Raw genomic sequence first — 24,999 nt, 5'->3', positions numbered from 1 at the left:
TCATTGGTGGTGCTCCGGCCCCTGTATCAGTCGCACTCTGCTGTCCGCTTTTCACGGTCGGAGTCGTGGACGAGAGACAGGAAGCCGCAGACTTTGGCATGCGCGGTGTTGCCCCGCCCCTCCACCAGGAGCCGGCCGCCTTGTCGCACGTCATATTGCGTGATCATACTGTTCTCGGCGAGCAGATCGAGTGCTTCACGACATTGCTTTTCAAAATCGCAGGCATTCATGTGGCTCATGCCGCTCAGTTCGCAGAGGGTGGCGAAGTCCGAAGAGAAACCGGCGGGTAAGATCCAGAGCACGCCGTGCAGCCATTTGGAAAGCCCATCGGCGCCCAGGCTGCGGCGCTCGTTGAGCATCAGATCGAGGCCGCGCCTCAGGCGGATAGCTCCGGCAAAATCGCTGTTGATCTCCACCAGACTAGCGCAGGCATCTTCGTCCAGCAAAGCGCGATTCACCAGCCGGGTCATGTAGCGGTAGCCGTGGCCCTCGATGCCGATGGTGCATTCCTGCAGCCGGGCCAGGCTGTCGCATATGCGCTGGCGCGTGCTCGCTTCGTTGCGTTTGCCCAGAGACTTGATGAGGGTCGCGTGTTCGATCCATGTGCCGCGGCGACGCGACGAGCCGGCAGCGGCCGTGCAGTGCAGCAGGACGTCGAGGTCGAACTGGTCCAGCGGTTCGCCGCTGTACGTATAGCGCTTGTTCCTGGACAGACCGATGAAAGGGGCGTCGCGCACGCGATCGCGCTGCTTCGTACATGCCGCGAACAGGCTGGAGACAAAGTAGCGGATCGGTTTCTGCACATTGAAGGATGACCCGGGCGATCCGAAGAGGTCCGTGTTCACGGACGCGAAGGGATCGAAAGCCGCGAAATCCTCAGGATCATGGTAGTGCAGCGGCGTATTCAACATGGCTTTGTCCTCATGTGATGGGCCGTGCGCCGAGATGCTTCGAAAGCTCATTCGAGCGGAAGCACGCAGATGTACGACCATCTCCCGGTGATTTGTCGTCCGGCAGGCGTTGAGGATTTGGGAGGAGGGGCCCGAAGGCCCCTTTCCCGCGCGTGGAGGATGAGGGCTGTGCCGGTTGGCTGCCTGCTCAGCGCCTCTGCGACAAATCGGAAACTACAACGTGCCGCGTGCGCCTAGTCCTTCAAAAGCCCGTGGAGCATGCGCATGTGGGAGCGTTCTTCCTCGATGCATTTCTGGACCATGGGTTTTTCTGAGTCCGGGACGAGTTCCTTCATTTCCAGGAAGAAGAGCAGTGTATCTTTTTCGAAGGCGAGGGCGATGTTCACGGCGGTGACCATGTCGCTGGCTTCGGAGGCCAGGCGTTCTGCGATGCCGCCGCTGAACAGGGCGTGTGAGTCGATGAGCGCTTCGAGGTACTCCTGGTACTCATTGGCATTGGAGTAGGCCGGCATTTCGATTTCGCCGAGGCGGTTTTTGAGGGCCTGGAAGATCGCCTCGTGCTTGGCCTCTTCGCCGGCCATGAAGGTGAAGAGATCACGGGCGGCCTGTGCCGAGGCGGCATTGGCCACGTTGCGGTAGAAGGCCTGGCCTTTTCGTTCTATTTCCACGGCGGCCTGGGCCACCTCGTTGGCTTTGAAGAACTTCATGTGCGTTCCTTTTCTCGCGCTGGCTTACAGCTCGTTGGGAAGTTCGCCCAGCTCGGCCGCGGTGAAGACAGGGCCGTCCACACAGACATACTTGTCGCCGATGTTGCAGCGGCCACAGATGCCCACGCCGCATTTCATGCGTTTTTCCAGGGTGGTGATGATCTGGGTGTCCTCGAACTTGAGCTTTTTGAGCGCCTGCATGGTGAACTTGATCATGATGGGCGGGCCGCAGGTGACGGCCACGGTGTTCTCGGCGCTGGGCTCCATTTCCAGGAGCACGTTGGGGATGAGTCCCACGGTGTGCTCCCAGCCTTCGGACGGGTTGTCAATGGTGAGCACGGTATTGAGGTCCTTGCGCTCCAGCCATTCGGGCAGCTCGTACTGGAAGGCCATGTCCTGCGGGCTGCGCGCGCCGTAGAGCAGGGAGATGTCGCCGTAGTCGGCGCGGTTGTCGAGCATGAAGAGCATGAGGGTGCGCAAGGGGGCCATGCCGATGCCGCCGCCGATGAAGACGATGTTCTTCCCTTTCATGGACTCGTAGGGGAAGTAGTTGCCCAGGGGGGCGCGCACGCCGATCTTGTCGCCGGCCGAGAGCTGGTGGAGCTTGCTGGTGAGCTCGCCCACGCGCATGACGCTGAACTGGAGGTACTCTTTGCGGGTTGGCGGCGAGTTGATGACAAAGGTGGACTCGCCCACGCCGAAGACGGAGAGCTGTCCGACCTGTCCGGGCTCGTAGGTGAACTCCCGCATTTTTTCCTCGTCGTCGAGGATCACGCGGAAGGTTTTGATATTCGGGGTCTCCTGGATGACCTCCTGAATGGTGGCGATCTCCGGGAGATACAGGTTTTTCTCAGGCATGTTCGTCATCATCGGTGGCGTCCTCTAACTGGCCTTGGTTTCTGCGGCAGCGGTCTCGATGGCGCGCTGGACGATCTCGCGGATGTCCACGCTGACCGGACAGCTCTTGATGCACCGGCCGCAGCCGCAACAGGCGATGAGCCCGTCATGCAGGCCGGGGTAGTAGCTGAACTTGTGACCGACGCGGTTCTTCAGGCGGTGGGCCTTGGTGGGCCTGGGGTTGTGGCCGCTGCCCTCCAGCGTGAAGAGGTAGGACATGCAGTTGTCCCAGGAGCGCACGCGGTGGCCCTGCGAGCCGCAGGTCTCGTCCGTGATGTTGAAGCAGTAGCAGGTGGGGCAGAGGTAGGTGCAGGCCCCGCAGCTGATGCACTTGGCCGAGACGTCCTCCCAGAACTCCATGTTGTCGAAGAGCGCCAGCAGGGCTCCGCGGGCCTCGCTCACGTCCACGGCCTCGCCGAGCTGTTCGCGGGCGTCCTTCTTCATCTGGGCCGCGGCGTCCTGCTGCTCTTTGGATGCGTCGGCGAGCAGGGAGGAGGTCAGCAGGCCTTCGCCCTTTTCCGTAACGGGTTCGAGCACATAGCCCGCGTCCACGGGCACGGCGAGCACGTCGCTGCCGCGGGAATCCGCCGGGCCTTCGCCTGTCCAGTGGCAGAAGCAGGTGTTGGCGGTTTCCTTGCAGACCTGGGAGATGAAGGCCGTCTTCTCGCGCCGGGATTCGTAATAGATGTCGGCGCCGTAGACGTTGTCGAAGATGGTGAAGCCGCGTGCGTCGCAGGGGCGGCAGCCAAAGACCACGGTGGGCTGGGCGTTGATGGTGGGCTGCACGCTCACGTCCACCTTCTCGGGCTCGTCCTCGTGCTTCTGGTAGCTGAAGGTAAGCAGGGGCTCGCTGGCCGGGAAGACCGCGTTCTTGGGCGGCACCGTGGCCTGCTTTTCGAGCTCCAGCGGCGTATCGGAGCCGGCCTCGCGCGGGCGGAAGACGATGGAGCCGTTCTCCACCACCGGAACCAGCACGCGGTTGTCCGCGGCGAGCCCGTCGAGCCAGGCGGTGAGCTTGTCTGCGGGAATGTATTTGGAATTCATGGAATTACCACTCCCTCTCTCGGATGTTCTGCTCCTCCACCTTGAAGGCGAGCAGCGGCGGCGTGGCTTCGGGGTCGATGCCGGCCTGATAGTCGAAGAGCTCCTTGATTTCCTTGTTGATCTTCTTTTTCAGGCGCACGAGGGGGATGTCCACCGGGCAGGCGCGTTCGCACTCGCCGCACTCGGTGCAGCGGCCGGCCAGGTGCATGGCGTGGATGAGCTGGAACATCATCTTCTCGCCCACGTCGTGGCGTTGGGAGAGCCAGTTGGGATCGCGGCTCTGGGCCACACAGTGGTCGCGGCACACGCACATGGGGCAGGCGTTGCGGCAGGCGTAGCAGCGGATGCAGCGATTCATCTGCGATTCCCAGAAGGCCATGCGCTCGGCCGGGGTCTGCTCTTCGAACTCCAGGATGTCGGCGTAGACCTGGTCCTCGGGCACGCTGGGCTCGATGGGCTCGCCCACAAAGACGTCGGAGAGCACGGCGTTGTGGTACTGGCAGACCGTGCACTTGTTGTTGAGCACGTCGGCCAGGGCCAGGGCGTGCTCCTTCCCGCCGGCCGTCACCGTGATGGTGTCGCCGGAGATCTGCACGTCGCGGACCATGCCGAGGTCGCCCACGGCGTTCTTGATTTTGGTGAGATCGACCACGCCGGTGCAGGGCATGCCGAAGATCACGAGGTCCTCGCGATCGATGAGGTTTTCCTGCATCAGCTGGACCACGGAGCGGCTGTCGCAGCCCTTGACCACCACGCCCACCTTCTTGCCGCGCAGGCTGGGCAGGTAGGTGGCGGTGTTGTGCACGTTCAGGGGACCCCACTCCAGCTTGTCCACGTCGGCCTCTGTCCGCATGAACAGCGGGGTGGCGTGGATGGGATCGAACCCGCGGCCCCAGCCGATAACGAAGTCCAGCTCCGGCAGGCGCTCTTTGATGGCGGATTTGAGTTCATCAAGATGCGGCACGTTCCACCTCCTGCTTCTCTGCGCCTGCGTTCTCGGGGCTGGCCAGCACGCCGGCCATCTGCTTCTCCAGCTGCTCCATGGAGACGCCGAAGGGCTTGGCCGGTCCGATGGCGTGGATCTCGTCGGTGAAGGTGCCGACAACCTTCTGCCAGCGCTGGCCTTCCGAGGCCGAGACCCAGGTGTAGGAGAACCGCTCCGGCTCGATGCCGATGAAGGGCATCAGCCGCTGGAGGATTTCCAGCCGGCGGCGGGCATAGAGGTTGCCCTCGGAGTAATGGCAGTCACGCGGGTGGCAGCCCGAGACCAGTACGCCGTCGGCCCCGTTCATGAACGTCCGCAGGATGAACAGCGGATCGATACGGCCGGAGCAGGGGACCCGGATGATGCGCAGGTCCGTGGGCTGGGAAAACCGGCCCACGCCTGCCGTGTCCGCGCCGCCGTACGAGCACCAGTTGCACAGGAAGCCGACTATTCGAAGCTCTTTTCCAGCAAGGGGGGGCATAGCGAAGTAACCTCTGCGAGAATCTGGTTATCGGTGAAGTGCTGCAGCTGGATGGCGCCTTGCGGGCACGTGGCCGTACACAGGCCGCAGCCCTGGCACACGGTCTCGATGACCTCGGCCTTTTTCTGGCCGCGGAAATCGATTTCCTTGATCGCGCCAAAGGGGCAGGTGCTCATGCACTTGCCGCAGCCGATGCAGCGCTTGATATCCACCTGGGAGATCTGGGGATCGCTCTCCAGCTGATCCTTGGAGAACATGGCCAGAACCTTGGCCGCCGCGGCGCTGCCCTGGCCCACCGAGGACGGGATGTCCTTGGGACCCTGGCAACAGCCAGCCAGGAACACGCCGGCCGTGTTGGTCTCCACCGGCTTCAGCTTGGGGTGGCTCTCCATGTAGAAGCCGTAGGTGTCGTAGGAGATGCGCAGCTTCTCGGCCAGCTGGGCCGCGCCCTTGGCGGACTCCGCGCCCACGGCCAGGACCACCAGGTCCGCCTCCACCTCGATGGAGGTGCCGGTCAGGGTGTCGGCGCCGCGCACGATGAGGGTGTCGCCCTTCTCGTACACCTGGGCCACGCGGCCGCGGATGTACCGCGCCCCGTACTGCTCCATGGCCCGGCGGGTGAACTCGTCGTAGTTCTTGCCCGGCGAGCGGATGTCCATATAAAAGACGTAGGACTGGGAGTCCGGGATGTGGTCCTTGGTCAGGATGGTCTGCTTGGCCGTGTACATGCAGCAGAAGCCAGAGCAGTAGGGCCGGTCCACGGACTTGTCGCGCGAGCCCACGCACTGGATGAAGACTACGTTCTTGGGCTCCTCGCCGTTGGAGGGCCGCTTGATGTGGCCGCCCGTGGGGCCGGAGGCCGAGAGCATCCGCTCGTACTGCATCGAGGTGATCACGTCCGGGATGCGGCCGCCGCCGTACTCGGGGTACTTGCTGTGGTCAAAGAGGTCGTAACCCGTGGCCGCGACAATGGCGCCCACTTCCTCGTGCACGATCTCTTCCTGCTGGTCGAAGCGGATGGCTTCCACCGGACAGACCTTGGCGCAGGCTCCGCACTTGCCCTTGGTGAGCATGATGCACGCCTCGGCGTTGATGGACGCCTTCTTGGGAATGGCCTGCGGGAACGGGATGTTGATGGCCGTGGTCGGGCCGATGAACTCGTTGAACGCGTCCGGCGTCTTCTTGCTGGGACACTTCTCCATGCACTGGCCGCAGCCCGTGCAGAGGTCCCAGTCCACGTACGTCTGCTTTTTGCGGATGGCGACCTTGAAGTTGCCCACGTAGCCGGAAACGTCGTCCACTTCGGACGCGGCGTAGAGCGTGATGTTGGGGTGCTGGGCGATGTCCACCATCTTGGGGCCCAGAATACAGCTGGAGCAGTCCACTGTGGGGAAGGTCTTGTCCAGCTTGGCCATCTTGCCGCCGATGGTCGTGGTCTTTTCCACGAGCACGACGTCGAGACCGCCGTCAGCGCAGTCCAGCGCGGCCTGGATGCCGGCCACGCCGCCGCCCAGGACCATCACGCGCTTGTTGATGTCGAACTTTTTGGGGAACAGGAGCCGGTCCTCGCGCAGCTTGGCAACGGCCATGGCTACCAGCTCGGCGGCTTTGTTCGTGTTCGCGTCCATGTCCTTGCCAATCCAGGAGACGTGCTCGCGGATGTTGGCCATCTCAAACATGTAGCGGTTCAGGCCGGCGCGCTCCACCGTGCGGCGGAAGGTGGCCTCGTGCATGCGGGGGGTGCAGCTCGCCACCACGACGCCGTCCAGACCGTGCTCCTTGACGGCCTCGACAATGCCTTCCTGACCGGGCTCCGAACAGGCGTACATGGTGTCGGTGGCAAAGGCCACGCCGGGCAGCTTGCGCGCCGCGGCTGCGACCTTTTCGGTATCCACGGTGCCGGCGATGTTCGAGCCGCAGTGGCAAACGAAGACTCCGATTTTCATAAAATACTACTCCTTGGCAGGTGCTGTGACCGGGTAGGGGATGCGCGTGGAAAAACAGCCGGAGGTGCGGCCAGGCTGTTTAGCTCGCGGCATGCGAGGGCTCCTGGATGGCTTTCAGGACCGGGGCCGGGTTCACCGCCAGTTTATCGAATCCCAGCTCCTTCTCGGGCAGGCCCAGGGCGATGCCGAGAAGTTGGGTGTAGTAGAAAATGGGCATCTTGTAATTGGTCTTGTTCGCCGAGTTGATCTGGCCTTGGCGTAAATCCAGGTTCATCTGGCACAAGGGGCAGGCCGTGACCATGGCGACGGCGTGCTCCGCGTAGGCCAGGTCGAGCAGACGGCCCGAAAGCGTGGTCACCACGTCCTTCTGGGCAATGCCGTGCGATGCGCCGCAGCACTCCACCTTCAGACCGTACGGCACCACGTCCGCGCCCAGGGCCTTCAGGATCTCGTCCATGGACGTCGGGTTCTCCGGATCGTCGAACTGCATCACCTCGGGCGGGCGGTTCATCAGGCAGCCGTAGTACGGCGCCAGCGCCAGTCCATCCAGCGGCCGGACCACCTTCTCGCGGATGGCATCCGGGCCCACGTCCTCGAAAATGACCTGCAGGACCGACTTGACCGCCACGCCGCCGGGCGCGGGCTTGTCCAGAAGCTTGTCCACCTTGGACCTGAACTCCGGGTTCTCCATGCGGTGCGTCGCGGTCTTCAGATTGGTCAGGCAGCTCGGGCAGGGCGTGATCACCGTGTCCAGACCCATGGACTCCGCGATGGACAGGTTGCGGCCGGACAAGGCGGCCGACAGCACGTGGTCCACCGTGTGCGCAGGCGTGGAACCGCAGCAGCTCCAGTCCTCCAGCTCCACAAGCTTGATGCCCAGCGCCTCGCAGACCGCGCGGGTCGAGCGCTCGTACTCCATGGACGTGCCCATGCCGGAGCAGCCCGGATAGTAACCGTAGGTGCGCGCCTCGCTCATCGTTGCTGCTCCTTGTAACGCTCGAAAATCTTGGCCACTTCGTCCCTGCCCTGGATGCGATGCGGCTTGAAGGAAAGCTTGCCCTTGGGAAGGACCTTCGGGCTCAGATCGGTGTCCGTCCAGAAACGGCCCGTCTTGGTCATGTAGGCGGCCATCAGACCCATCTCAAAGACGCGGCCATGCTTCTCCACCGAGTTGAGAAAGCTGTCCACAAAGGTGCGGACCGTGGGCACGGCGTTGTAGTTGTACCGCCGGGCCATGTGCCGCAGCACGTCCATGAGCCGGGCTACGTCGATGTCGTTCGGGCAGCGCGTCGTGCACGACTCGCACGTCGCGCAGATCCAGATCGACCGGCAGCTGAGAACTTTCTCCTTCTGACCCGCCTGAACCAGACGCATGATCTGGCTCACCGGGATGTCGTACGCAAACGTGTACGGACAACCCGCCGTGCAGTTGCCGCACTGGTAGCAAAGCCGAACGTTCTGCTCGCTCTCGGCTTCTACCTCTGCAACAAAATCCGGGTCGTAGGATTTCGTGATGTTGATGACTTCCATAAACTTTCCTTGGTGCGTGGCTTGCTTGATGGTGCGTATCCCAGGAAGGGGTGAGCCGTACGGTGAGGCCAAGGGGAGGTGGGGAGTGAGAACCACCAGGGTTCACGAGTTGAAGGGTTGCTGTATTTCATTGCCAACTCTACCGAGCTACTCGCCTTCTAACAAGTACCCCCGAGGTATGTAAGACCATACCTCGGGGGCTGCAATCCCCCCGAATCGATATTCGGGGACTGATGAAAGGCTAGGCGCTTTCGTACAGGCGGGTGATGATGAACTCGCGATGGCCCATAACCTCGGCAGAGGTGAGGCGGCCATTGGCAGTGCGGAGCATCATCTCCAGCAGAGAATCGCCGGCTTCGTCCGGGGTCATCTCACGGCGCAGCAGGCCGGAAACGTCCACGTCGAAGTGCTCGCTCATGGTGCGCAGGGTGCGCGGGTTGGAGCAAAGCTTGACCACGGGCAGGATCGGGTTGCCGATGATGTTGCCCTGACCCGTGGGGAAGAAATGAATGACAAAGCCGGCAGCGGCGGCCAGGGTGACCATCTCTGCAGCGGCGGAGGAGGAGTCCATGAACCACAGGCCAGGACCGGTAGGAGCCTCGGCCTTATCCAGGCAGCCAACGACAGGGGCCTTGTGGCCGATCTTCTGGATGTTGCCCAGGGCCTTTTCCTCGATGGTGGTCAGGCCACCCTCGATGTTGCCCTTGGTGGGCTGGGAGTCGGAAAGGTCGCTGGTCTTGTGGTCGTCGACAACCTTGGCGTAGCGATCGAAGAAGAACTGGAACTTCTCGCGCACTTCGTCGTTGACGCAACGCTCGGCTACCAGGTGCTCGCCGCCGGTGAGCTCGGTGGTCTCACCGAAGAGCAGGGTGTTGCCCAGCGGGTAGAGCTTGTCATAGGCGTTACCAACGGTGGGGTTGGTGGCGATGCCGGAGGTGGTGTCGGACTCACCGCATTTGGTGGAGATCCAGAGTTCCTTCACATCGCACTCGACACGCTGCTGCTCGCTGGCGAAGTGCATGAACTCCTTGGCCTTCTTGGAAGCGGCGCAGATGGTGTTGAAGTCGCCGTTCTGCTCGATGGAGAAGCCGGCAACGGGCTTGCCGGTCTTGGCGATGCCCTCAACGATGCGGTTGGTCCACTGGGGCTCGATGCCGATGACGATGACAGCGGCAACGTTGGGGTTGCAGCCCATGCCGATGACGGTGCGGAAGTAGAGCTCCAGGTCCTCGCCGAACTGCAGGCGGCCGTAGGCGTGGGGCAGGGCCAGGGTGCCCTTGACGTTGTTGGCGACGGCCTCGGAGGCTGCGTTGGACAGGTCGTCCAGGGGCAGAATGACTACGTGGTTGCGCACCCCGACACGGCCGTTCTCACGACGGTATCCTAAAAACTTGGTTTCCATTGTTTACCACCTTTTGGTTTTGACGTTGTGGACGTGGAGGTGCTCGCCTTTCTTGATGGGCGCCACGACTTTGCCGATATCAGTGTTGTATTTGATCACGGTGTCGCCGACGTTGAAGTCTTTCAGCGCCACTTTGTGACCGATCGGAATGTCGTTGAGGATTTTGACCGTAATCGTCTGGTCTTCCTTCATAACCCAGCCGCTGATTTCTTGATTGGCTTTGAGCCCTTCCACCACGACGACGCCCACGCCGTCTGCGGCTTCATGCACCAAAAAATCGATAGCCATGTTGGTCTCCTTACGTAGTTGGGGTGACTATTGAGAACCGCAGACAACCCGCAGTTCCTGTCTTGTGTTGCCGGTTGCTACACAGCGCATCCGGCGGTCGTGGCAGCAATCCGGGACCAAGCCCGGCGCGCCTACGAAATTTGCAGGCCCAGACATCATTGCCCTGGCCCAAAAAATTGCCTGTTCAGGGGCTGTTCCGCATAGCCCGCGCCGCTGGAGCTTCGGGCGCAGTCCATCCAGTTCAGCTCCTCGTGCTGACCAAAGACGCCGTTGATGATGCTCAGGCCCACCGGCTTCTCAGCCATAGCGTCGAAGCCGGTGGACTTGAGCTCAGGACCGACGCAGCCGCCGGTTTCGGACTCGCCGAAGCGGTCGATATGCGGCGACTTGGATGCAGCAATAATGCGGTTGGCCCCTGAGACGGGGGCGCCGCTGATGACGCTTGCCGCCAGTTTAAGGATATTGTCGGATTCGAGCGAATTCACATTCTGGGCCGGCACCCTGCGCAGAGGGGAGGGGGCAAAGACGGAGCCCCCCACACAGGTGCGGGACCATTGCCCGGTGGCCTCATCCACATCGATCCGGCGTGTGGCTAGGTCCCCGTGCAGCATTGTTTCTGTGTATCCGGACGGCATCGGAACAATCTCCAAGTTTTCTGGCAGCTATGCGTCTACGTTAATGGTTTTTGTTGCTGGGGCCCAGCTATGCACCCAGCCCGGCCATGCAGGTGTACTTGAGCACGGTGTAGTCATCGAGGCCGTACTGCGAGCCTTCGCGACCAAAACCGCTTTCCTTGACGCCGCCGAAGGGCGCTTCGCAGGTGGAGATGAGGCTCTCGTTCACGCCGACCAGGCCGTACTCCAGCGCCTCGGAAACGCGGAAAGCGCGGCCCAGGTCCTGGGTGTAGACGTATCCGGCCAGGCCGAACTCGGTGCTGTTGGCCAGCTTGACGGCCTGCTCTTCGGTCTGGAAGCGGAAGACCGGAGCAACCGGGCCGAAGGTCTCTTCCTTGGCGAAAAGCATCTCTTCCGTGGCGTCGGCGATGATGGTGGGCTCGTAGTAGGTGCCGCCGAGGGCGTGGCGCTTGCCGCCCATCACGATGCGGCCGCCTTGCTTCTTGGCGTCCGCTACCTGCTCTTCCATGCGGATGACGGCGCTTTCGTCGATCAGCGGGCCCTGGGTGACGCCGTCTTCCATGCCGTTACCCACCTTGAGGTCGTTGACGGCCTTGCCCAGGCGTTCCAGGAACTCCTCGTAGATGCCGTCCTGCACCAGGAAGCGGTTGGTGCAAATGCATGTCTGGCCCGTGTTGCGGTACTTGCTGTTCATGGCGCCGGGAATGGCCAGATCGAGGTCCGCATCGTCAAAGACCAGGAACGGAGCGTTGCCGCCCAGCTCCAGAGACATCTTCTTCACCGTGCTGGCGCATTGCTCCAGGAGCATCTTGCCGACGGTGGTGGAGCCGGTGAAGCTGACCTTGCGCACCGTGGGGTTGCTGGTGATCTCGCCGCCGATCTCCTTGGAGGAGCCGGTGATTACGTTGATCACTCCGTCGGGCACGCCGGCGCGCTTGGCGAGCTCGGCAACGGCCAGGGCGGAGAAGGGGGTCTGGCTGGCAGGCTTGATGACTACCGGGCAGCCAACGGCCAGGGCCGGACCGATCTTCCGGCAGATCATGGCCGTGGGGAAGTTCCAGGGCGTAATGATGCCGACAACGCCAACGGGCTCCCGGGTCACGATCATCTTCTTGTTGCGCCAGGGGGCGGGGATGACGCTGCCGTAGGCACGGCGGCCTTCCTCGGCGAACCAGCGCAGGAAGCTGCAACCGAAGCCGATTTCGCCGCGGGCTTCGGCCAGGGGCTTGCCCTGTTCCAGAGTCATCAGACGGGCCAGTTCCTCGCGCTCCTCGATCATGAGGTTATGGAGGCGCATGATGATGTCGCCACGTTCCATGGCGGTCATGGCGCGCCATGCGGGCCAGGCCGCTTCGGCAGCGGCGATGGCGCGGGCGGTCTCTTCCTTGCCGCAAAGGGGCACACTGCCGATAACGTCGCCGTTTGCAGGGTTGCGGACGTCAATGGTTTTGCCGGAATCGGCCTGAATCCATTCACCGTTTACTGCACATGCAGTTCGGGACAACATTGTTTCTGTTAGGCTCATTGCATCACTCACATGTATATGGTTTACGCAGGATTGCGTTTCAGTTTTTAGTTCCCGTATCCCGTCACGCGGGGGAGCCAGGTGACGATATCCGGTACGAAAGTGAAGAGCAGAATGCAGAGTATCAACGTCGCCAGATACGGCAGGACGCCCACGGATATTCGCTCAACAGAGACATTGGCGATGCGTGAGGCCACGAAGAGGTTTACACCGAGAGGCGGAGTAAGCAGCGCCATCTCGTTGGTCACAACCAGAATCACGCCGAAGTGGATGGGATCGATGCCCAGCATGTTCAGCATGGGCATGAGCACCGGCACAAGGATGATGATGGTGGAAAGGGTTTCCATGAACATGCCGAGCACGATGAGCACGCCGATGATCATCAGCATCACCATGTTCGGGTCGTTGGAGATGTTGAGCACGGCCTCGGCCAGGCGCTGCGGTGCTTCCTCGAAGGTCAGGATCTTGCCGAACAGGGTGGAGGTGCCCACGATGAGCAGCACAGCGCCGCAGATCTGCGCGCCTTCCAGAAGAGACCAGTAGACCTTTTTCAGGTTCAACGAACGATTGACCAAGAAGCCGACGAACAGAGCGTAGCCGATTGCCAGGACAGCAGCCTCAACCGGCGTGCACAGCCCGGTGTAGATCGAGCCCAGGATGACGAAAGGCGTGGCCAGGGAGAAGAAGCTGCTCCAGCAACTCTTGAGGAACATCGTCAGGTTGAACGGCGGCGTATCCGGATCGGCGCCGAAGCCCTTCTTGCGCGCTACGAACCAGGCCGTGGTGCACATGCTGACGCCGACCACGAAGCCGGGGATGAAGCCGGCCGTGAACATGGCCGTGACCGAAACGTTGCCCAGGATCGCGTAGATGATCATGGGGTTGCTGGGCGGAATGAGCAGGCCGATGGTGCCGCCCGACGAGGACGTGGCCGCGGCGTATTCCTTGCTGTAGCCACTGCGCAGCATGGCCGGTACGAGAATGGTGCCCACAGCGGCCACGGTGCCCGGCCCGGAGCCCGAGATGGCGGCGAAGAAGGTGCACGCCAGAATGGTCGTGATACCCAGACCGCCGTGCATTCGGCCAACGAGCTGTTTCACCACCCCGACTATCTGGCTGGTGATGTTGCCGTGCTCCATGAGCGTGCCGGCAATGACGAAGCATGGAATCGCCAGCAGCGGGAAGATGTTCAGACCATCGAAGATGGAGTTGTGAACCACCGACATGGGCAGATAGCCGCCGTACGACAGCGCTACGATGGAGGCTACGGCCAGGCTCATGAAGACTGGCATGCCCAGGATGAATAGGGCGCCGAGGGAAATCAGCACCATTGTCATTACTGAAAGTTCCATCGCCTAGCTCCCTTCGTACTCGTGAGGTTCAGTCACAATGTTAAGCAACGTGCCCTTGCGCCAGTGGATGATGTAGCCTTCCACTATGCGCCAACTCATGAGAGCGAATCCGAAGGGGATGATCATTTCGACATAGCCACGGACGATGTTCAGTGTGGGGGAGAGTTCCGGGAACTCAAGCCCGCTTTGGATGACGTTCCAGCTCAGTGATGCGATGTACAGGTTCATGCAGACCCAGAGGGCGTCAACGAACATGCGGAAGACGAGCCGCGCCTTGGGAGGCATGAGCAGATACTGTGCGGAGATGCGTACGTGCGTTCCTTGCTTTGCCACCAGTGCGGCGGCCACGAATACAGACCATAAAAATGTGTAGCGACTCAATTCCTCGGTCCATGGCACGCCGGCGCCCGTAATCCAGCGTGCCCCAACCTGGATCATGAGACAGGCAACCATTGCGCCTACACAGAGCGCGCTGAAGACCTCCTCGAAGTTATTGTAAAACAAGCGTAACAATCGTGTCAGTTGTTGAAACATGGCTGCCTGTCCCTTTCTAGCTGATCAAATCAGGATACTAGTTGGAGATGATGGCCACTGCTTCGTCGATCATTTCCTTGCCCCCAACCTGGTCGTAGAACTTGGGCCACAAGGAACGAGCCTTTTCCTGCCAGACAGGCTCATCTTCGAGGGTGGTAATCTCCATGCCATGGTCCAGGCACTGCTGCAGGGCGATCTGGTCCTGCTCGGCAGCCCATTTCCATTCGTAGGCGGCAGCTTCGGTTGCGGCGCGTTGGATCAGCGCCTGGGTGTCGGAATCAAGCTTCTGGAACCAGGACTCGCTCACCAGCATGGGACCAACCCACAGCAGGTAGTGGAGCTCGGTGATGTACTTCTGCACTTCCCAGAACTTCTGGTCGCGGTTCACGGTGTGCGGGTTTTCCTGACCGTCCACAACACCCTGCTGCAGAGCGTTGAAGGTCTCGGACCAGGCCAGGGGATGCGGCTCAACGCCCCAGGATTTGAAGGATTCGAGCTGAATCTCGACAGGGGGAACGCGAATCTTGAGACCTTGCAGGTCATCAATGTTCTTCACAGGGCGCACGGAGTTGGTCAGATGGCGGTAGCCGCCGACCAGCCAAGCCAGAGGACGCGTGCCGCTTTCCTTGGCGATGATGTCCGAGGTCTTTTTCACGAAGGCCTCGTCGCCAAGCAGCTGGTAGGCGCCTTCGATGGTGGGGAACATGTACGGAAGGTAGAAAATGTTGGCCTGGGGTGCGAAAGGCGTCAGGTTGCCCACGGCCAGCACGGCCAGGTGGATCTCCTTGCTGCGGAGCTGACGGACGTTGGACTGCTCGTCGCCCATGGAGCCGCCGAAGAAGGTCTGCACCTTGATATTACCGCCGGATTCCTTTTCTACAATTTCCTTGAACTTCTCGATAGCCGTGGTGTGCAAGCTGCCTGTCGGGTTGGCCGTAGCCGCCCGGATGGTCATTTTCTGGTAGTCCGCCGCCTGAACCTGTACAGCGCCAAAAACAAACGCCATAACCGTGATGAGGATAAGAAGTCGTTTCATATTCACTCTCTCCTTGTGCTCCAGGCTTGAACGTCGCCTGCTGCTATCGGGGACACGCTCCACCAGCGCAGCATTCGACGCCTGCATTGAACTCCAAGAGGCCGTCCAGCACCTCTCGCAGCGCTGCATGTTCTTTTATTTACCCACGACTTTCGCTACCGCGTTGCAATCCTCCTTGCCAAAACCGTCCTGGCTGGCTTGTTTGTAGTATTCGAGAGCTGCTTCCATGGACTTGAGGTTCAGATCCCACGCCCGGGCCATTTCCAGACCAAGCCGCACGTCCTTGAGCGCGAGGTCCAGACCAAAACGGGGGGCATAGTCGTCCGCCGCGAGCCAGGGGCCGCGAACATCCATCTGGAAGCTGCGTGCGCCGGTGTCGCTCAGAAGCTCCAGAAGCAGGTTGCGGTCCATACCGGCCGCATCGCCGACCTTGATGCCCTCGGCCAGGACGGCCAAGTTGGTCATGCCCACCATGTTCGAGATCAGTTTCACGGCGCAGGACGCGTCGATGCCGCCGACGTACTCGGGGATACCGATGATCTTGAAAAGCTCGGAGTTGCGATCGAACAGGACCTGTTCGCCGCCTATGAACATGGGCTCCTCGGCCTTTTCGGCGTGGGCCGGAGTCTTGCCCAGGGTGCACTGCAGATAGTCGATTCCCTTGGCCTTGGCGGCCGCTGCCAGCTCGTTGGCAGTGCCGGGATCGATGGTGGAGAGCTCGATGTGCAGAGCGCCTTCCTTCAACACCGAGTAGAGGCCTCCATCGTCCAGGCACACGCCTTTGATGTGTTGGGGTAGGGGAAGGCTGGTGAAGACAACGTCACAATCCTTGAGATCCTTGATAGAAGCCGCGGCCTTGCCGCTGGTGCCGACTTCCAGGGTTCTGGCAATAGCCTCCTGGCTCAGGTCGAACACGAGCACGCTCTTGCCGGCCCGGATCAGGTTGCGGGCCAGCGGCCCGCCCATGAGGCCTGCTCCGATGAATCCAATCTGCATAGACGCCTCCTTTTTCATGTTGATCGGGAGCTGATGACGATAAGGATGTTGCCCAAACAACCTCCTTCCCATAGTTCCCGAGACGTCGGTTGATATAATTCCGTCGAATTGAGCAAGGAGCATGCCACCAAATCGACACATTCATGGCGCCTTGTACCTCTTGGAAACACACGGTTTTGCGGAAATTGAAATAATTTTGACCTTGACCTGTCTGCCCATATGCGAGCAGGATGCCCACATACAGGTTGGCACAGGTAGTTGGCAGGCAGTCAATAGGCAGCAGTTCTGGTATAAAGTGGGAGTTTGAAATGAAGGAAAAACCTATGGGAGTCCCAGTCGCAAAAAACGAAATTCGGGCCATCGCGCGCAGTATTGCTCAAGAGCTTCACAAGGAGCTGGAAAAGGATTCGACGCGCCCGGCCTTTTTCCAGGCCCTTGCCGGGCAGTTACGGCAGTTCTTCGAGTACGACAGGCTTTGCATCAACCTGTACGACCCTCACAGCGACCTGCTCAGCTACTTCTCCGCAGCCGCGGGCACCGTGGTCAACTCGCTTTCTCCCGTGCGCAAGGCGGAGAAGGATACCGTGGCCGGCCACGTCATCGCTTCGCGAAAGCCTGTCGTCATCACCGACATCGCCCAGCATTTCACCGAGTCTATGCTGCACCCCATGGCCGAAGCCGGCCTGACCACCACCATGGCGTTCCCCCTGGTGCTCAACGATAATATACTGGGCACGCTCCATTGCTCCTTTGTCCGTCAGCCGGAGGACCTCTACAGCATCATGAAGCTCTTTCTGGAGCTGTGTCCCAGCGTGGCCGTCTGCCTGGGTGCCGTGCTGTCCGTGGAGGGCCATGGGCAGGACGGGGCATCGAACCCGTTTGAGCCCGCTGTGCCGCCCGTGGACTGCGACGACTTCATCTTTGTGGATGAGACGATGCGCCATTTCATGTACCGGGTGAACACCGTGGCGAGGCTGGACGTGCCTGTCTTGCTGCTGGGGGAGACAGGAACCGGCAAAACCCATCTGGCGCGCTACATCCATTGCCATAGCAAGCGGAGCAAGCAGAACTTCGTGAAGGTCAACTGCCCGGCTCTTTCACCCACGCTTATCGAAAGCGAACTCTTCGGCCACGCCAAAGGTGCCTTTACCGGTGCCGCCAACAAACGGATGGGCCGGTTCGAGCTGGCCAACGAGGGCACCTTGTTCCTGGATGAAATCGCGGAGCTGAACAGCGATATGCAGAGCAAGCTGCTGCACGTGATCGAAGACAGGCACTTCGAGCGCGTGGGGGAAAGCGTATCTTTGGGTGTGGATATCAGACTCATCACCGCAACCAACGTGAACGTGCAGGAAGCCATGGCCAACAGACAGTTGCGCAGCGATTTCTACCACAGGCTCTCTGTCTGTACCCTGGAGCTCCCGCCGTTGCGAAAGCGTGTGGAGGACATCCCGGTGCTGGCGCGATTTTTCGTCAAACAGCTTTCCTCCACATACGGCATGCAACGCATCAAGTTTAAGGAAAGCATCATGTCCCGTCTGAAGCAGCACACATGGCCGGGAAATATCCGTGAGCTCCGCAACGTTATCAATACGCTGCTGCTCAGCTACTGCATGACCGGCGACGTCGCTCTTCTCGACGTGGAAGAGGCGCTGTCCAACGGACATGCCCGTGAAGATGCTCCTGAAATTTCTGTTGCGCCCCGGGTGGAGGAGGTGCCGTCGCCGAGCGGGCCCGACATGAGCCTGGAGGAGATGGAGCGGCGCCATATTACCGAGGCTCTGAAGCGGTGCGGCGGCGTGGTATCCGGTCCCAACGGTGCTGCCAAAATACTGGGCATACCGCGGTCAACGTTGCAGCACCGCATGGGCCGGCTGGGCATCTCCGCGCGCGGGGCGTGAGCGCATCCCCGGGAGAGGGGCAAAGGCACCACTCCCGGCCTCCCTGCCAAGGGGCGGGCATACGGTAACAATCTGAAATGTTGATTGCGGAGCGAGGGCGCCAACGCGTCAGGTCATGATCCCGGCGCGGCCGTCATGCTGTGGGAGCAGGATGACGGCGAGGTGCTGTGGGCTCTCGCCGGGCCATGGGAAAGGTTCTGGCTCCGGCGGCTACCACGCCGTGCGTTGCTCGAAAGGGAGCTCCAGGCTGAACAGGCTTCCCTGACCCAGGTCGCTCTGGGCAGTGATGTTGCCCCCGGCCAGGTTGGCCAGCCGCTTGGCGATACTCAACCCCAGGCCGGCGCCTCCGTGCTCCTTTCTCAGGAAATTCTCCGCAATGATGAAGCTGCGGAAGATGTCGGCCAGCTTGTCCGGCTCGATGCCGTCGCCCGTATCACGCACCGAGAACCGAATCCAGACCAACGCGTCTTCAGAAGGAGCGGCGTGCCCGGCGTTGGCTGCATGCTTGTCGCGGCTGGCGGAAATGGGCTCTACTCCCAGGGATATTTCGCCGGACTGGGTGAAGGAGATGGCGTTTTCGATGAGGTTGACGAGAATCTGGAGCAGGGCGGCGCGGTCGCCGATCACCGTTTGCGGCAGCTCCCGATCCATGTGTACGGAGAACGCAAGCCCTTTTTCCCGGGCCTTTTTCGAAAATACGCTTTCGATAAGTTTGATGGGCTCGGTCAGAGTAAAAGGCCTGGGCGTGAGCAGCAGACTGCCGGCGTCGAGCTTGGCCAGCTCCAACAGCGAGGTGAGAATCGGCTGCAGACGGTTGGCCGCCGTCTTGAGGTAGGAGAGCAGCTCCAGCTGCTCCTTGTCCATGGGGGTGCCGTTGAGCAGCTGGAGAATCCCCTGGATACCGTTGAGGGGCGTCCGCAGCTCGTGGCTCATGTTGGCCAGGAGCTTGGATTTCGCCTGGTTGGCGGCCTCGGCCTCCTCCTTGGCCCTGATCAGGTCGGCCGTGCGCTCCTGGACCATCTGCTCCAGCACCCTCTTTTGCCTGTGCAGGGTGAGATGGGTCTTGACCCGCGCCAGTACGATCGAGGGCCTGAAGGGCTTGGTGATGAAGTCCACGGCACCCAGGCGGAAGCCCTTTTCCTCGTCCTCCACGCCGGACATGGCGGTGACGAAAAGAATCGGGATGTGGCGGATCTTCGGGTTCTCCTTGATGCGGCGGCAGAGCTCATACCCGTCCATGCCCGGCATCATGATATCCAGCAGCACGATGTCGACCTCCAGGGACGAGGTCAGCAGCTCCAGGGCATCCGAGCCGCTCGACGCCACACTCACGGCGTACTCGCCGTGCAGGATTTCGTTGAGTACGATCAGGTTTTGCTCTTCATCATCGACGACAAGAACCCGTAGCGTGTTCTCGGACATGTTCCATCCTCGGAGGTCTGGGCCGGATCAGGCCTGGAGCGCTTCCCGCTCCGAATCGCAATCGGCGAACTCAAGAGAGATTTTCCGTATCTCTTCCTTGTGCGCCATGAATATGTCCACGATGGTCGGATCAAAATGCGCGCCGCGGCCCTCAAATATTATCTCTACGGCCTTGCTGTGCGGCATGGGCTGCTTGTAGACCCGGTTGCTGATCAGGGCGTCGTACACATCCACCACAGCCATGATCCTGCCCGAGACGGGAATGCTCTCGCCACTCAGGCCTTGGGGGTATCCGCTGCCGTCCCATTTTTCATGATGGGTGTAGGCGATGTCGCTGGCAAGGCTGAGGAAGCTGTCGTGGTTCAGGACATCCTCGGCCCGTTGCAGGATGTCCCGGCCGTGCACGGTGTGCAGCTTCATCACCTCGAACTCTTCCGGCGTGAGCCGGCCCGGCTTGAATAGGATATGGTCAGGCGTGCCCACCTTTCCCACATCGTGCAATGGGATGGATTTGCACAGGATATCGATGGAGGTTTTTCGGAAAAAATCAAGGTAGAACGGGTGCTTCGTCATGTCATGGGCCAGGATTTCGGAGACATGCTGTGTCCGTCGAAAATGCCCGCTCAACTCGTTGTCCCTCGTCTCGGCCAAGGCCGCCAGACTGTAAATCGTCACGTCCTGCATCTTGACGATCTCTTTGGTGCGCTTCTCCACCTCGTCCATGAGATGGTCCTGATACTCCTTGAGATTGAGGTGGTTGCGTATGCGTGACAACACGACGGCGGGGCGGATGGGCTTGGTAATGTAGTCCACGGCCCCAAGCTCCAGGCCGCGCGACTCGTCTTCCTCGTCGCTGAGGGTGGTGACGAACAGAACCGGGATGTTGCGTGTCTCGTCGTTGGCCTTGAGACGCCGGCAGACTTCATACCCGTCCATGCCGGGCATGAGAACGTCCAGGAGGATGCAGTCCGGTTTGGGATCGCTCGATGCGATGTCCAGGGCTTCGGATCCATTGGAAGCGGCGATCACCGTGTACTCGTCCAAAAGAATCTCACGCAGAACCAGGATGTTGTCTATGGTGTCGTCTACCACCAGGATGCGTTTCTGCTTTGGGGTCATGCCTCTGCTCCGAGGGTTCCAACCTGTTCGCACAGCTTCTGGGTAAGGGGTAGCGCCTTCTTGAACTGAAGGCTTCTCAAGGCCAGGGCGAGATCGTTCGTTGTCGCCTCGTCCATTGCAGCCAGGGTCGGCTCCAGAGACTTGAACTCGTCCAGCGCCCTGGTGTCGTGCTCTTCGAGTAGCCGGGCCAGGTTCGCCAGGGCCGTAATGAGCTCCTGCTTTTCGAGCATGGGGCCCGCATTTTGGGCGGTACTTTTCGGATGGTGGGTATCCAGATACTCCTGGACGGCCTGCATGGTGGCGGCCATGTCGCTTTCGAGCTGCCCGAGCATGGTGGTGCATGGCTTGAGCCCGGTGTTGATGCACGACTCCATCTCGCTGGCGGTGTTGAACAGCCGGAGCGCACCGATGTTGCCGGCGACCCCTTTGAGCGTATGGGCCATGCGCCGGGCCTCCTTTTTCTCGCTGGCCGCCATCTTTTCCTTGAAGGATTCGGCGATCGATTCATACTTCCGGGCGAAATCGGCCAGCAGCTTTCTGTACAGCACGGCGTTGCCGCGGACACGGTACAGCCCGAGCTCGTGGTCCAGCGTCGCGTTCTGGTTCTGTGCGGGGGCATCCTCAATGGGCGTGCTCTGCTCCGGCGGCGCGCTTTCGTCCGGTTCCCAGCCCTGATCGGAAATCCACCGGCGAAGCGTTTCGATAAGTTCCCTGGGGTCGAAGGGCTTGTTCACGTGGTCGTTCATGCCGGCGGCCAGGCTCTCCTTCCGGTCGTCGGACATGGCGTGCGCGGTCATGGCAATGACTGGCAGCTCCTTGAGCCCAAGCTCGTTGCGCACGCGGCGCGTCGCCTCCAGGCCGGTGATGCCGGGCATCTGGATGTCCATGAGCACGGCCTGGAAGGTATCTCTGGCCAGCAGTTCCAGGGCCGTCTCTCCGTCGCCGGCCACGGTCACCCTAAGGCCGACGGCCTCCAGCAGTTCGCTGGCCACCTGCTGGTTGATCTCGTTGTCCTCCACCAACAGGATGTGAGCCCCACGGATGCCTTCGGCTCCGGCCTCGTAGGGAAAACCGCCGGCGCCAGCGCTGGAGCCCGAGCTGATCGCGCTGCCAAGGGCCTCGGCAATGGTGTTGAAGAGCACCGAGCGCGAGACCGGCTTGAGCAGGAAACCGTCGATGCCGATGTTCTCGGACTCTCGGCGCACCTCCTCCCGGCTGTATGCGGTGATCATGATCAGGGCGGGTTGCGTCTCCAGCGGCATGGCCCGAATCCTTTTGGCGCACGACAGGCCGTCCATGCCCTGCATCTTCCAATCCAGCAGAATCACGTTGTAGGTCTCTTCGCCGCGTTCGATCAGGCGTAGCGCCTCTTCGGCGGACTCCGCCAGGGTGACGGAGAAGCGCAGGGAGGTCAGAATATCCTTGAGGATCTGGCGCGAGGTGGCGTTGTCGTCCACCACCAGAACAGCAGACCCGCTCAGCCCTTCGGCGTCCGCGAAGCTGAGGCGCGTGGTGGCGGCGCCGATGGGGAAGGTCAGCGTGAAATGGAAGTCGCTGCCCTGGCCCTGGGTGCTGTCCACCTCCAGCGCGCCGCCCATGAGCTGCACCAGGTGGCTGCAGATGCTCAGCCCCAGGCCCGTGCCGCCGAAGCGCCGGCTGATGGAGCCATCGGCCTGCGAGAACGGTTTGAAGAGGTTCTCCAAGTGCTCCTGGGAGAGGCCGATGCCGGTGTCCCGCACGCTGAAACGCAGAGTGGCGGTTTCCTCATCCTTTTCTACGGTGGAGACCCTGAGCAGGACCTCGCCCTCATCGGTGAACTTGAGGGCGTTGCTCAGGAGGTTCATGAGCACCTGGCCCAGCCGTAGCGGATCGCCGATCAGGTTGCTGGGAACGCCGTCCTCCACGGAGAGCAGAAACTCCAGGCGCTTCTCCTCCGCATTCAGGCTGTTGATGTCCACCACGTTGCCGAGCACGGTGTCCAGGTCGAACTCCACGTGCTCGATGGCGATCTTGCCGACCTCTATCTTGGAGTAGTCCAGGATGTCGTTGATTACGCCCAGCAGGGCGTCGGAGGAAAGGCGTATCTTGTTGAGGTAATCCCGTTGTTTCTGGCTCAACTCGGTCCGGAGCATCAAATGGCTCATGCCGATGACCGCGTTGAGAGGCGTGCGGATCTCGTGGCTCATGCGCGCCAGGAACTCGCCCTTGGCCTGGTTGGCTCTCTCGGCCTCCTGCCGCGACTCTTCGATAAGCTGCTGGGCCTTCTTGGCCTGGGTGATGTCCCGGGCGACGCCGCGTCTGCCTATGGCGTTGTTGTGGTCGTCCAGGACTGGCAGATAGCGGACCTCCAGAATCTTGCGCTCGCCTTGCGTATCGTAGCACGTCATCTCCCAGCAGGCAGGCGCCTTGCCCGCGGACTCTTCAAAGTGCTGCTCATCCCACTCCGTGGATAGAATGCCGCAGAGCGGTTTGCCCACCAGCTCCTCTGGCTCCAGGCCAAAAAGATCAGCAGAGCGGGGGCTGACGTACACGAAGTTGCCCTTGCTGTCCGTCTCCCAGATAAGGTCCGGCGATGTCTCCACCAGGTCGCGGAAGCGGGCTTCGCTCCGGCGCTCAGCCTGCTGCGCCGCTTGGCGCTCCAGCATCCGGCTGGTGTGCAGGTACGCGCCCAGGCCGCTGAGGATGATGACCAGCAACGCGGCGGCCAGATACTGCGGCCAGTCTTGCCAGAGCATCGCCGACATGAGCGTGATCGGCGTGAAGGACACCACCTTCCAGGTCTGAACGAACTCTGGAGCGACAGTGGCGTTCCTGTGATGTTCATGCAGGGCCGACTTGGGCGAAAGCTTCAGCGTATCATAGGTGTATATGCCGCCCGGCCCCTCCAGCTGCCCGGATTCGGTTTCCTGCATGGCCTTCCATATCTTCGGGTGGGCCGCGGCGAACGTACGGTCCGTACGGTCGGGGAACATGAAGGCCCAGTTCGCCTCCTCGCCGCCGCCGTGGAGCCAGTAGCCGTCCTGGTTGATAAGCATGATGGTCTGGCCGCTGTACTCCAGGTGACCCTGCATGTTGTCCAGCAGAACCTGGCCGAGGTAGTTGAGCACCAGCACGGCTTTGACCTTACCGTAGGTGTCATAGAGCGGGGCCGCTATCCGCAGCATGGGCTTGTGTGGCAGCTCTATCTGCTTGTGCTCGATGTTGAGGTCGAGCGGGGAGGTATAGAGCTCGCCCTGAGGCAAGGTCACCGCATCCTTGAAGTAGTAGCGGTCCGCTTTGTTCTGGAGATCTTTCTTGGCAACGAGCCAGGACCGGCCGTCCTTGGCGTTGACGCGCACGATCTCCTGGCCCGAGGGATCGATCAGGCGGAGCTGGTCGTATTGGGGATTGTCGAGGCTGAACAGCAGATAGGACTGCTCGACCTCGTGCAGGTTCTCCGGATTCGGGTCGGCGAGGTAGTGTGTCACGGAACGGCGGTGCATCAGGTCGAAGAGATCATGGAACACCCGTTCCATATCAATCGAGATCGATTCCGTGACGTAATCGAGCTTCATCTGCTCCGTGTCGAGGTAGAGCTGCCTTCTGTGCTCGAGCCCCTGGTAGATCAGCGTCGACAGAAACAGCAGCAGCAACGTGGTAACGGGCAAGAACCGCAGAAAAAATGGCCGCCAGAATCCGGAACCGTGTGAGCGCATGAACCCTCCCGACACAAGCGAAGTTCAACTGTCCAGGAAACCTTGTCGGACAATGCTGGCAAATCTATTATAGAACTAAAGAATTTGTGTGCAAATCGCAATTCCATTTCAGATGTGCGCAACAGTGCGATAATTTTTCAGAATATAGTTTGTTGTTTGATATCGGGGCGTAGCTGTCTGGCGCGCAGGGCGTGTCAGAGTCGGATGCGCATAGTTGGGGAGTAGGGGCCTCGTAGCCGGGTGTGGCCTTGCTCGTGTATCCAGCTATAATAAAAGAAAATGATGGTTGAGACGGCGGAACCGTGCTGAAGAATTTGTTCAAATCGTCATCGTAGACATGAATTATTAATTCATCCAGCCGAGTCAAAAAGATGCGCTGGGCGCGGGCCTGCGCCCGTGCAGGTCCATTTGGGAGCCTTTTCTGGAATATGGATAAGTATATTTGCAGATATGTAATAATTTATTGATGGCGATCCACGTATGCTTGTGGCATGCTTGCAGAAGGAATTGACCCTGAAGGCAATAGCACCATACTATTGGTATAGTATATCGGCTTCACGGCGACAGGAACGCAGGCGAAGCCATGTCGGCCC

Annotated in this window: 21 protein-coding genes; 1 reads left to right on the top strand and 20 read right to left on the bottom strand. The window is 60.9% G+C overall.

All coding sequences use genetic code 11. The features are described from left to right. Nucleotides 1-26: 26 nt before the first annotated feature. From E8L03_RS07200 to E8L03_RS07120, 17 genes are all read right to left on the bottom strand, one after another. Nucleotides 27-911: a hypothetical protein gene (locus E8L03_RS07200; RefSeq protein WP_171266953.1), complete on the bottom strand. Its 885-nt coding sequence runs from the start codon at nt 909-911 to the stop codon at nt 27-29. Between the two features lie 233 nt (nt 912-1,144). Continuing rightward, a complete protein-coding gene (locus E8L03_RS07195) occupies nt 1,145-1,618 on the bottom strand; it encodes a ferritin-like domain-containing protein (RefSeq protein ID WP_171266952.1) in 474 nt (157 codons plus the stop codon). Nucleotides 1,619-1,642: 24 nt separating this feature from the next. Then, nucleotides 1,643-2,485 (bottom strand): FAD/NAD(P)-binding protein, encoded by an 843-nt coding sequence (locus tag E8L03_RS07190; protein ID WP_144307513.1) that lies wholly within the window; start codon nt 2,483-2,485, stop codon nt 1,643-1,645. Nucleotides 2,486-2,500: 15 nt separating this feature from the next. Then, a complete protein-coding gene (locus E8L03_RS07185) occupies nt 2,501-3,559 on the bottom strand; it encodes a 4Fe-4S dicluster domain-containing protein (RefSeq protein ID WP_171266951.1) in 1,059 nt (352 codons plus the stop codon). 4 nt (nt 3,560-3,563) lie between these two features. Continuing rightward, nucleotides 3,564-4,523, bottom strand: coding sequence for a 4Fe-4S dicluster domain-containing protein (locus E8L03_RS07180; RefSeq protein WP_144307509.1), 960 nt, complete (start codon nt 4,521-4,523; stop codon nt 3,564-3,566). Continuing rightward, nucleotides 4,510-5,025 (bottom strand): hydrogenase iron-sulfur subunit, encoded by a 516-nt coding sequence (locus E8L03_RS07175; RefSeq protein WP_144307508.1) that lies wholly within the window; start codon nt 5,023-5,025, stop codon nt 4,510-4,512. Before E8L03_RS07175 ends, E8L03_RS07180 begins: the two co-directional genes overlap by 14 nt. Then, a complete protein-coding gene (locus tag E8L03_RS07170) occupies nt 4,992-6,971 on the bottom strand; it encodes a CoB--CoM heterodisulfide reductase iron-sulfur subunit A family protein (RefSeq protein WP_144307507.1) in 1,980 nt (659 codons plus the stop codon). The genes E8L03_RS07175 and E8L03_RS07170 overlap by 34 nt, the downstream gene beginning before the upstream one ends. 79 nt (nt 6,972-7,050) lie before the next feature. Then, nucleotides 7,051-7,947 (bottom strand): CoB--CoM heterodisulfide reductase iron-sulfur subunit B family protein, encoded by an 897-nt coding sequence (locus E8L03_RS07165; protein WP_171266950.1) that lies wholly within the window; start codon nt 7,945-7,947, stop codon nt 7,051-7,053. Next, nucleotides 7,944-8,501 (bottom strand): 4Fe-4S dicluster domain-containing protein, encoded by a 558-nt coding sequence (locus tag E8L03_RS07160; protein ID WP_171266949.1) that lies wholly within the window; start codon nt 8,499-8,501, stop codon nt 7,944-7,946. Before E8L03_RS07160 ends, E8L03_RS07165 begins: the two co-directional genes overlap by 4 nt. Before the next feature lie 241 nt (nt 8,502-8,742). Next, a complete protein-coding gene (locus E8L03_RS07155; protein WP_144306073.1) occupies nt 8,743-9,903 on the bottom strand; it encodes a UxaA family hydrolase in 1,161 nt (386 codons plus the stop codon). Nucleotides 9,904-9,906: 3 nt separating this feature from the next. Continuing rightward, nucleotides 9,907-10,191, bottom strand: a complete 285-nt coding sequence (locus tag E8L03_RS07150) for a UxaA family hydrolase (RefSeq protein ID WP_144306074.1) — start codon at nt 10,189-10,191, stop codon at nt 9,907-9,909. Between the two features lie 155 nt (nt 10,192-10,346). Continuing rightward, the gene (locus E8L03_RS07145) at nt 10,347-10,802 is read right to left on the bottom strand and encodes an aldehyde ferredoxin oxidoreductase N-terminal domain-containing protein (protein WP_171266948.1); all 456 of its coding nucleotides are present in this window, start codon (nt 10,800-10,802) and stop codon (nt 10,347-10,349) included. 91 nt (nt 10,803-10,893) lie between these two features. Then, nucleotides 10,894-12,333 (bottom strand): NAD-dependent succinate-semialdehyde dehydrogenase, encoded by a 1,440-nt coding sequence (locus E8L03_RS07140; RefSeq protein WP_280530787.1) that lies wholly within the window; start codon nt 12,331-12,333, stop codon nt 10,894-10,896. Nucleotides 12,334-12,398: 65 nt separating this feature from the next. Beyond that, nucleotides 12,399-13,703: a TRAP transporter large permease gene (locus E8L03_RS07135; protein ID WP_171266946.1), complete on the bottom strand. Its 1,305-nt coding sequence runs from the start codon at nt 13,701-13,703 to the stop codon at nt 12,399-12,401. Between the two features lie 3 nt (nt 13,704-13,706). Further along, a complete protein-coding gene (locus E8L03_RS07130) occupies nt 13,707-14,237 on the bottom strand; it encodes a TRAP transporter small permease (RefSeq protein ID WP_171266945.1) in 531 nt (176 codons plus the stop codon). A 37-nt stretch (nt 14,238-14,274) separates the two neighbouring features. Next, a complete protein-coding gene (locus E8L03_RS07125; protein ID WP_171266944.1) occupies nt 14,275-15,273 on the bottom strand; it encodes a TRAP transporter substrate-binding protein in 999 nt (332 codons plus the stop codon). Between the two features lie 135 nt (nt 15,274-15,408). Then, complete coding sequence (locus E8L03_RS07120; RefSeq protein ID WP_144306080.1) at nt 15,409-16,269, bottom strand: NAD(P)-dependent oxidoreductase; 861 nt, start codon at nt 16,267-16,269, stop codon at nt 15,409-15,411. Between the two features lie 323 nt (nt 16,270-16,592). On the opposite strand from E8L03_RS07120, the gene E8L03_RS07115 reads away from it, so the two are divergent. Beyond that, nucleotides 16,593-18,170, top strand: a complete 1,578-nt coding sequence (locus E8L03_RS07115; protein WP_144306081.1) for a sigma-54-dependent Fis family transcriptional regulator — start codon at nt 16,593-16,595, stop codon at nt 18,168-18,170. A gap of 210 nt (nt 18,171-18,380) precedes the next feature. Here E8L03_RS07115 and E8L03_RS07110 read toward each other — a convergent pair whose 3' ends face one another. The 3 genes from E8L03_RS07110 to E8L03_RS07100 are packed head-to-tail and all read right to left on the bottom strand — an operon-like array spanning nt 18,381 to nt 24,406. After that, nucleotides 18,381-19,592, bottom strand: a complete 1,212-nt coding sequence (locus E8L03_RS07110; RefSeq protein WP_144306082.1) for an ATP-binding response regulator — start codon at nt 19,590-19,592, stop codon at nt 18,381-18,383. Between the two features lie 27 nt (nt 19,593-19,619). After that, a complete protein-coding gene (locus E8L03_RS07105; RefSeq protein ID WP_144306083.1) occupies nt 19,620-20,711 on the bottom strand; it encodes a response regulator in 1,092 nt (363 codons plus the stop codon). Next, nucleotides 20,708-24,406, bottom strand: coding sequence for a response regulator (locus E8L03_RS07100; RefSeq protein ID WP_171266943.1), 3,699 nt, complete (start codon nt 24,404-24,406; stop codon nt 20,708-20,710). Before E8L03_RS07100 ends, E8L03_RS07105 begins: the two co-directional genes overlap by 4 nt. Between the last annotated feature and the right edge of the window lie 593 nt (nt 24,407-24,999).

It is taken from the genome of Oceanidesulfovibrio marinus (assembly GCF_013085545.1).
In the GTDB taxonomy this organism is placed as follows: Bacteria; Desulfobacterota; Desulfovibrionia; order Desulfovibrionales; family Desulfovibrionaceae; genus Oceanidesulfovibrio; species Oceanidesulfovibrio marinus.
The sequence above is the reverse complement of the archived record's forward strand: the minus strand, read 5'-3'. Positions and strand labels throughout refer to the sequence as shown.

Bases quoted from the DNA above. Each gene is read 5' to 3' on its own strand.
- E8L03_RS07125 (WP_171266944.1), bottom strand. From the start codon at position 15,273: ATGAAACGACTTCTTATCCTCATCACGGTTATGGCGTTTGTTTTTGGC.
- E8L03_RS07145 (WP_171266948.1), bottom strand. From the start codon at position 10,802: ATGCTGCACGGGGACCTAGCCACACGCCGGATCGATGTGGATGAGGCC.
- E8L03_RS07195 (WP_171266952.1), bottom strand. From the start codon at position 1,618: ATGAAGTTCTTCAAAGCCAACGAGGTGGCCCAGGCCGCCGTGGAAATA.
- E8L03_RS07155 (WP_144306073.1), bottom strand. From the start codon at position 9,903: ATGGAAACCAAGTTTTTAGGATACCGTCGTGAGAACGGCCGTGTCGGG.
- E8L03_RS07170 (WP_144307507.1), bottom strand. From the start codon at position 6,971: ATGAAAATCGGAGTCTTCGTTTGCCACTGCGGCTCGAACATCGCCGGC.
- E8L03_RS07100 (WP_171266943.1), bottom strand. From the start codon at position 24,406: ATGCGCTCACACGGTTCCGGATTCTGGCGGCCATTTTTTCTGCGGTTC.
- E8L03_RS07185 (WP_171266951.1), bottom strand. From the start codon at position 3,559: ATGAATTCCAAATACATTCCCGCAGACAAGCTCACCGCCTGGCTCGAC.
- E8L03_RS07130 (WP_171266945.1), bottom strand. From the start codon at position 14,237: ATGTTTCAACAACTGACACGATTGTTACGCTTGTTTTACAATAACTTC.
- E8L03_RS07140 (WP_280530787.1), bottom strand. From the start codon at position 12,333: ATGTTGTCCCGAACTGCATGTGCAGTAAACGGTGAATGGATTCAGGCC.
- E8L03_RS07135 (WP_171266946.1), bottom strand. From the start codon at position 13,703: ATGGAACTTTCAGTAATGACAATGGTGCTGATTTCCCTCGGCGCCCTA.
- E8L03_RS07190 (WP_144307513.1), bottom strand. From the start codon at position 2,485: ATGACGAACATGCCTGAGAAAAACCTGTATCTCCCGGAGATCGCCACC.
- E8L03_RS07110 (WP_144306082.1), bottom strand. From the start codon at position 19,592: ATGTCCGAGAACACGCTACGGGTTCTTGTCGTCGATGATGAAGAGCAA.
- E8L03_RS07115 (WP_144306081.1), top strand. From the start codon at position 16,593: ATGGGAGTCCCAGTCGCAAAAAACGAAATTCGGGCCATCGCGCGCAGT.
- E8L03_RS07200 (WP_171266953.1), bottom strand. From the start codon at position 911: ATGTTGAATACGCCGCTGCACTACCATGATCCTGAGGATTTCGCGGCT.
- E8L03_RS07120 (WP_144306080.1), bottom strand. From the start codon at position 16,269: ATGCAGATTGGATTCATCGGAGCAGGCCTCATGGGCGGGCCGCTGGCC.
- E8L03_RS07160 (WP_171266949.1), bottom strand. From the start codon at position 8,501: ATGGAAGTCATCAACATCACGAAATCCTACGACCCGGATTTTGTTGCA.
- E8L03_RS07150 (WP_144306074.1), bottom strand. From the start codon at position 10,191: ATGGCTATCGATTTTTTGGTGCATGAAGCCGCAGACGGCGTGGGCGTC.
- E8L03_RS07165 (WP_171266950.1), bottom strand. From the start codon at position 7,947: ATGAGCGAGGCGCGCACCTACGGTTACTATCCGGGCTGCTCCGGCATG.
- E8L03_RS07105 (WP_144306083.1), bottom strand. From the start codon at position 20,711: ATGACCCCAAAGCAGAAACGCATCCTGGTGGTAGACGACACCATAGAC.
- E8L03_RS07175 (WP_144307508.1), bottom strand. From the start codon at position 5,025: ATGCCCCCCCTTGCTGGAAAAGAGCTTCGAATAGTCGGCTTCCTGTGC.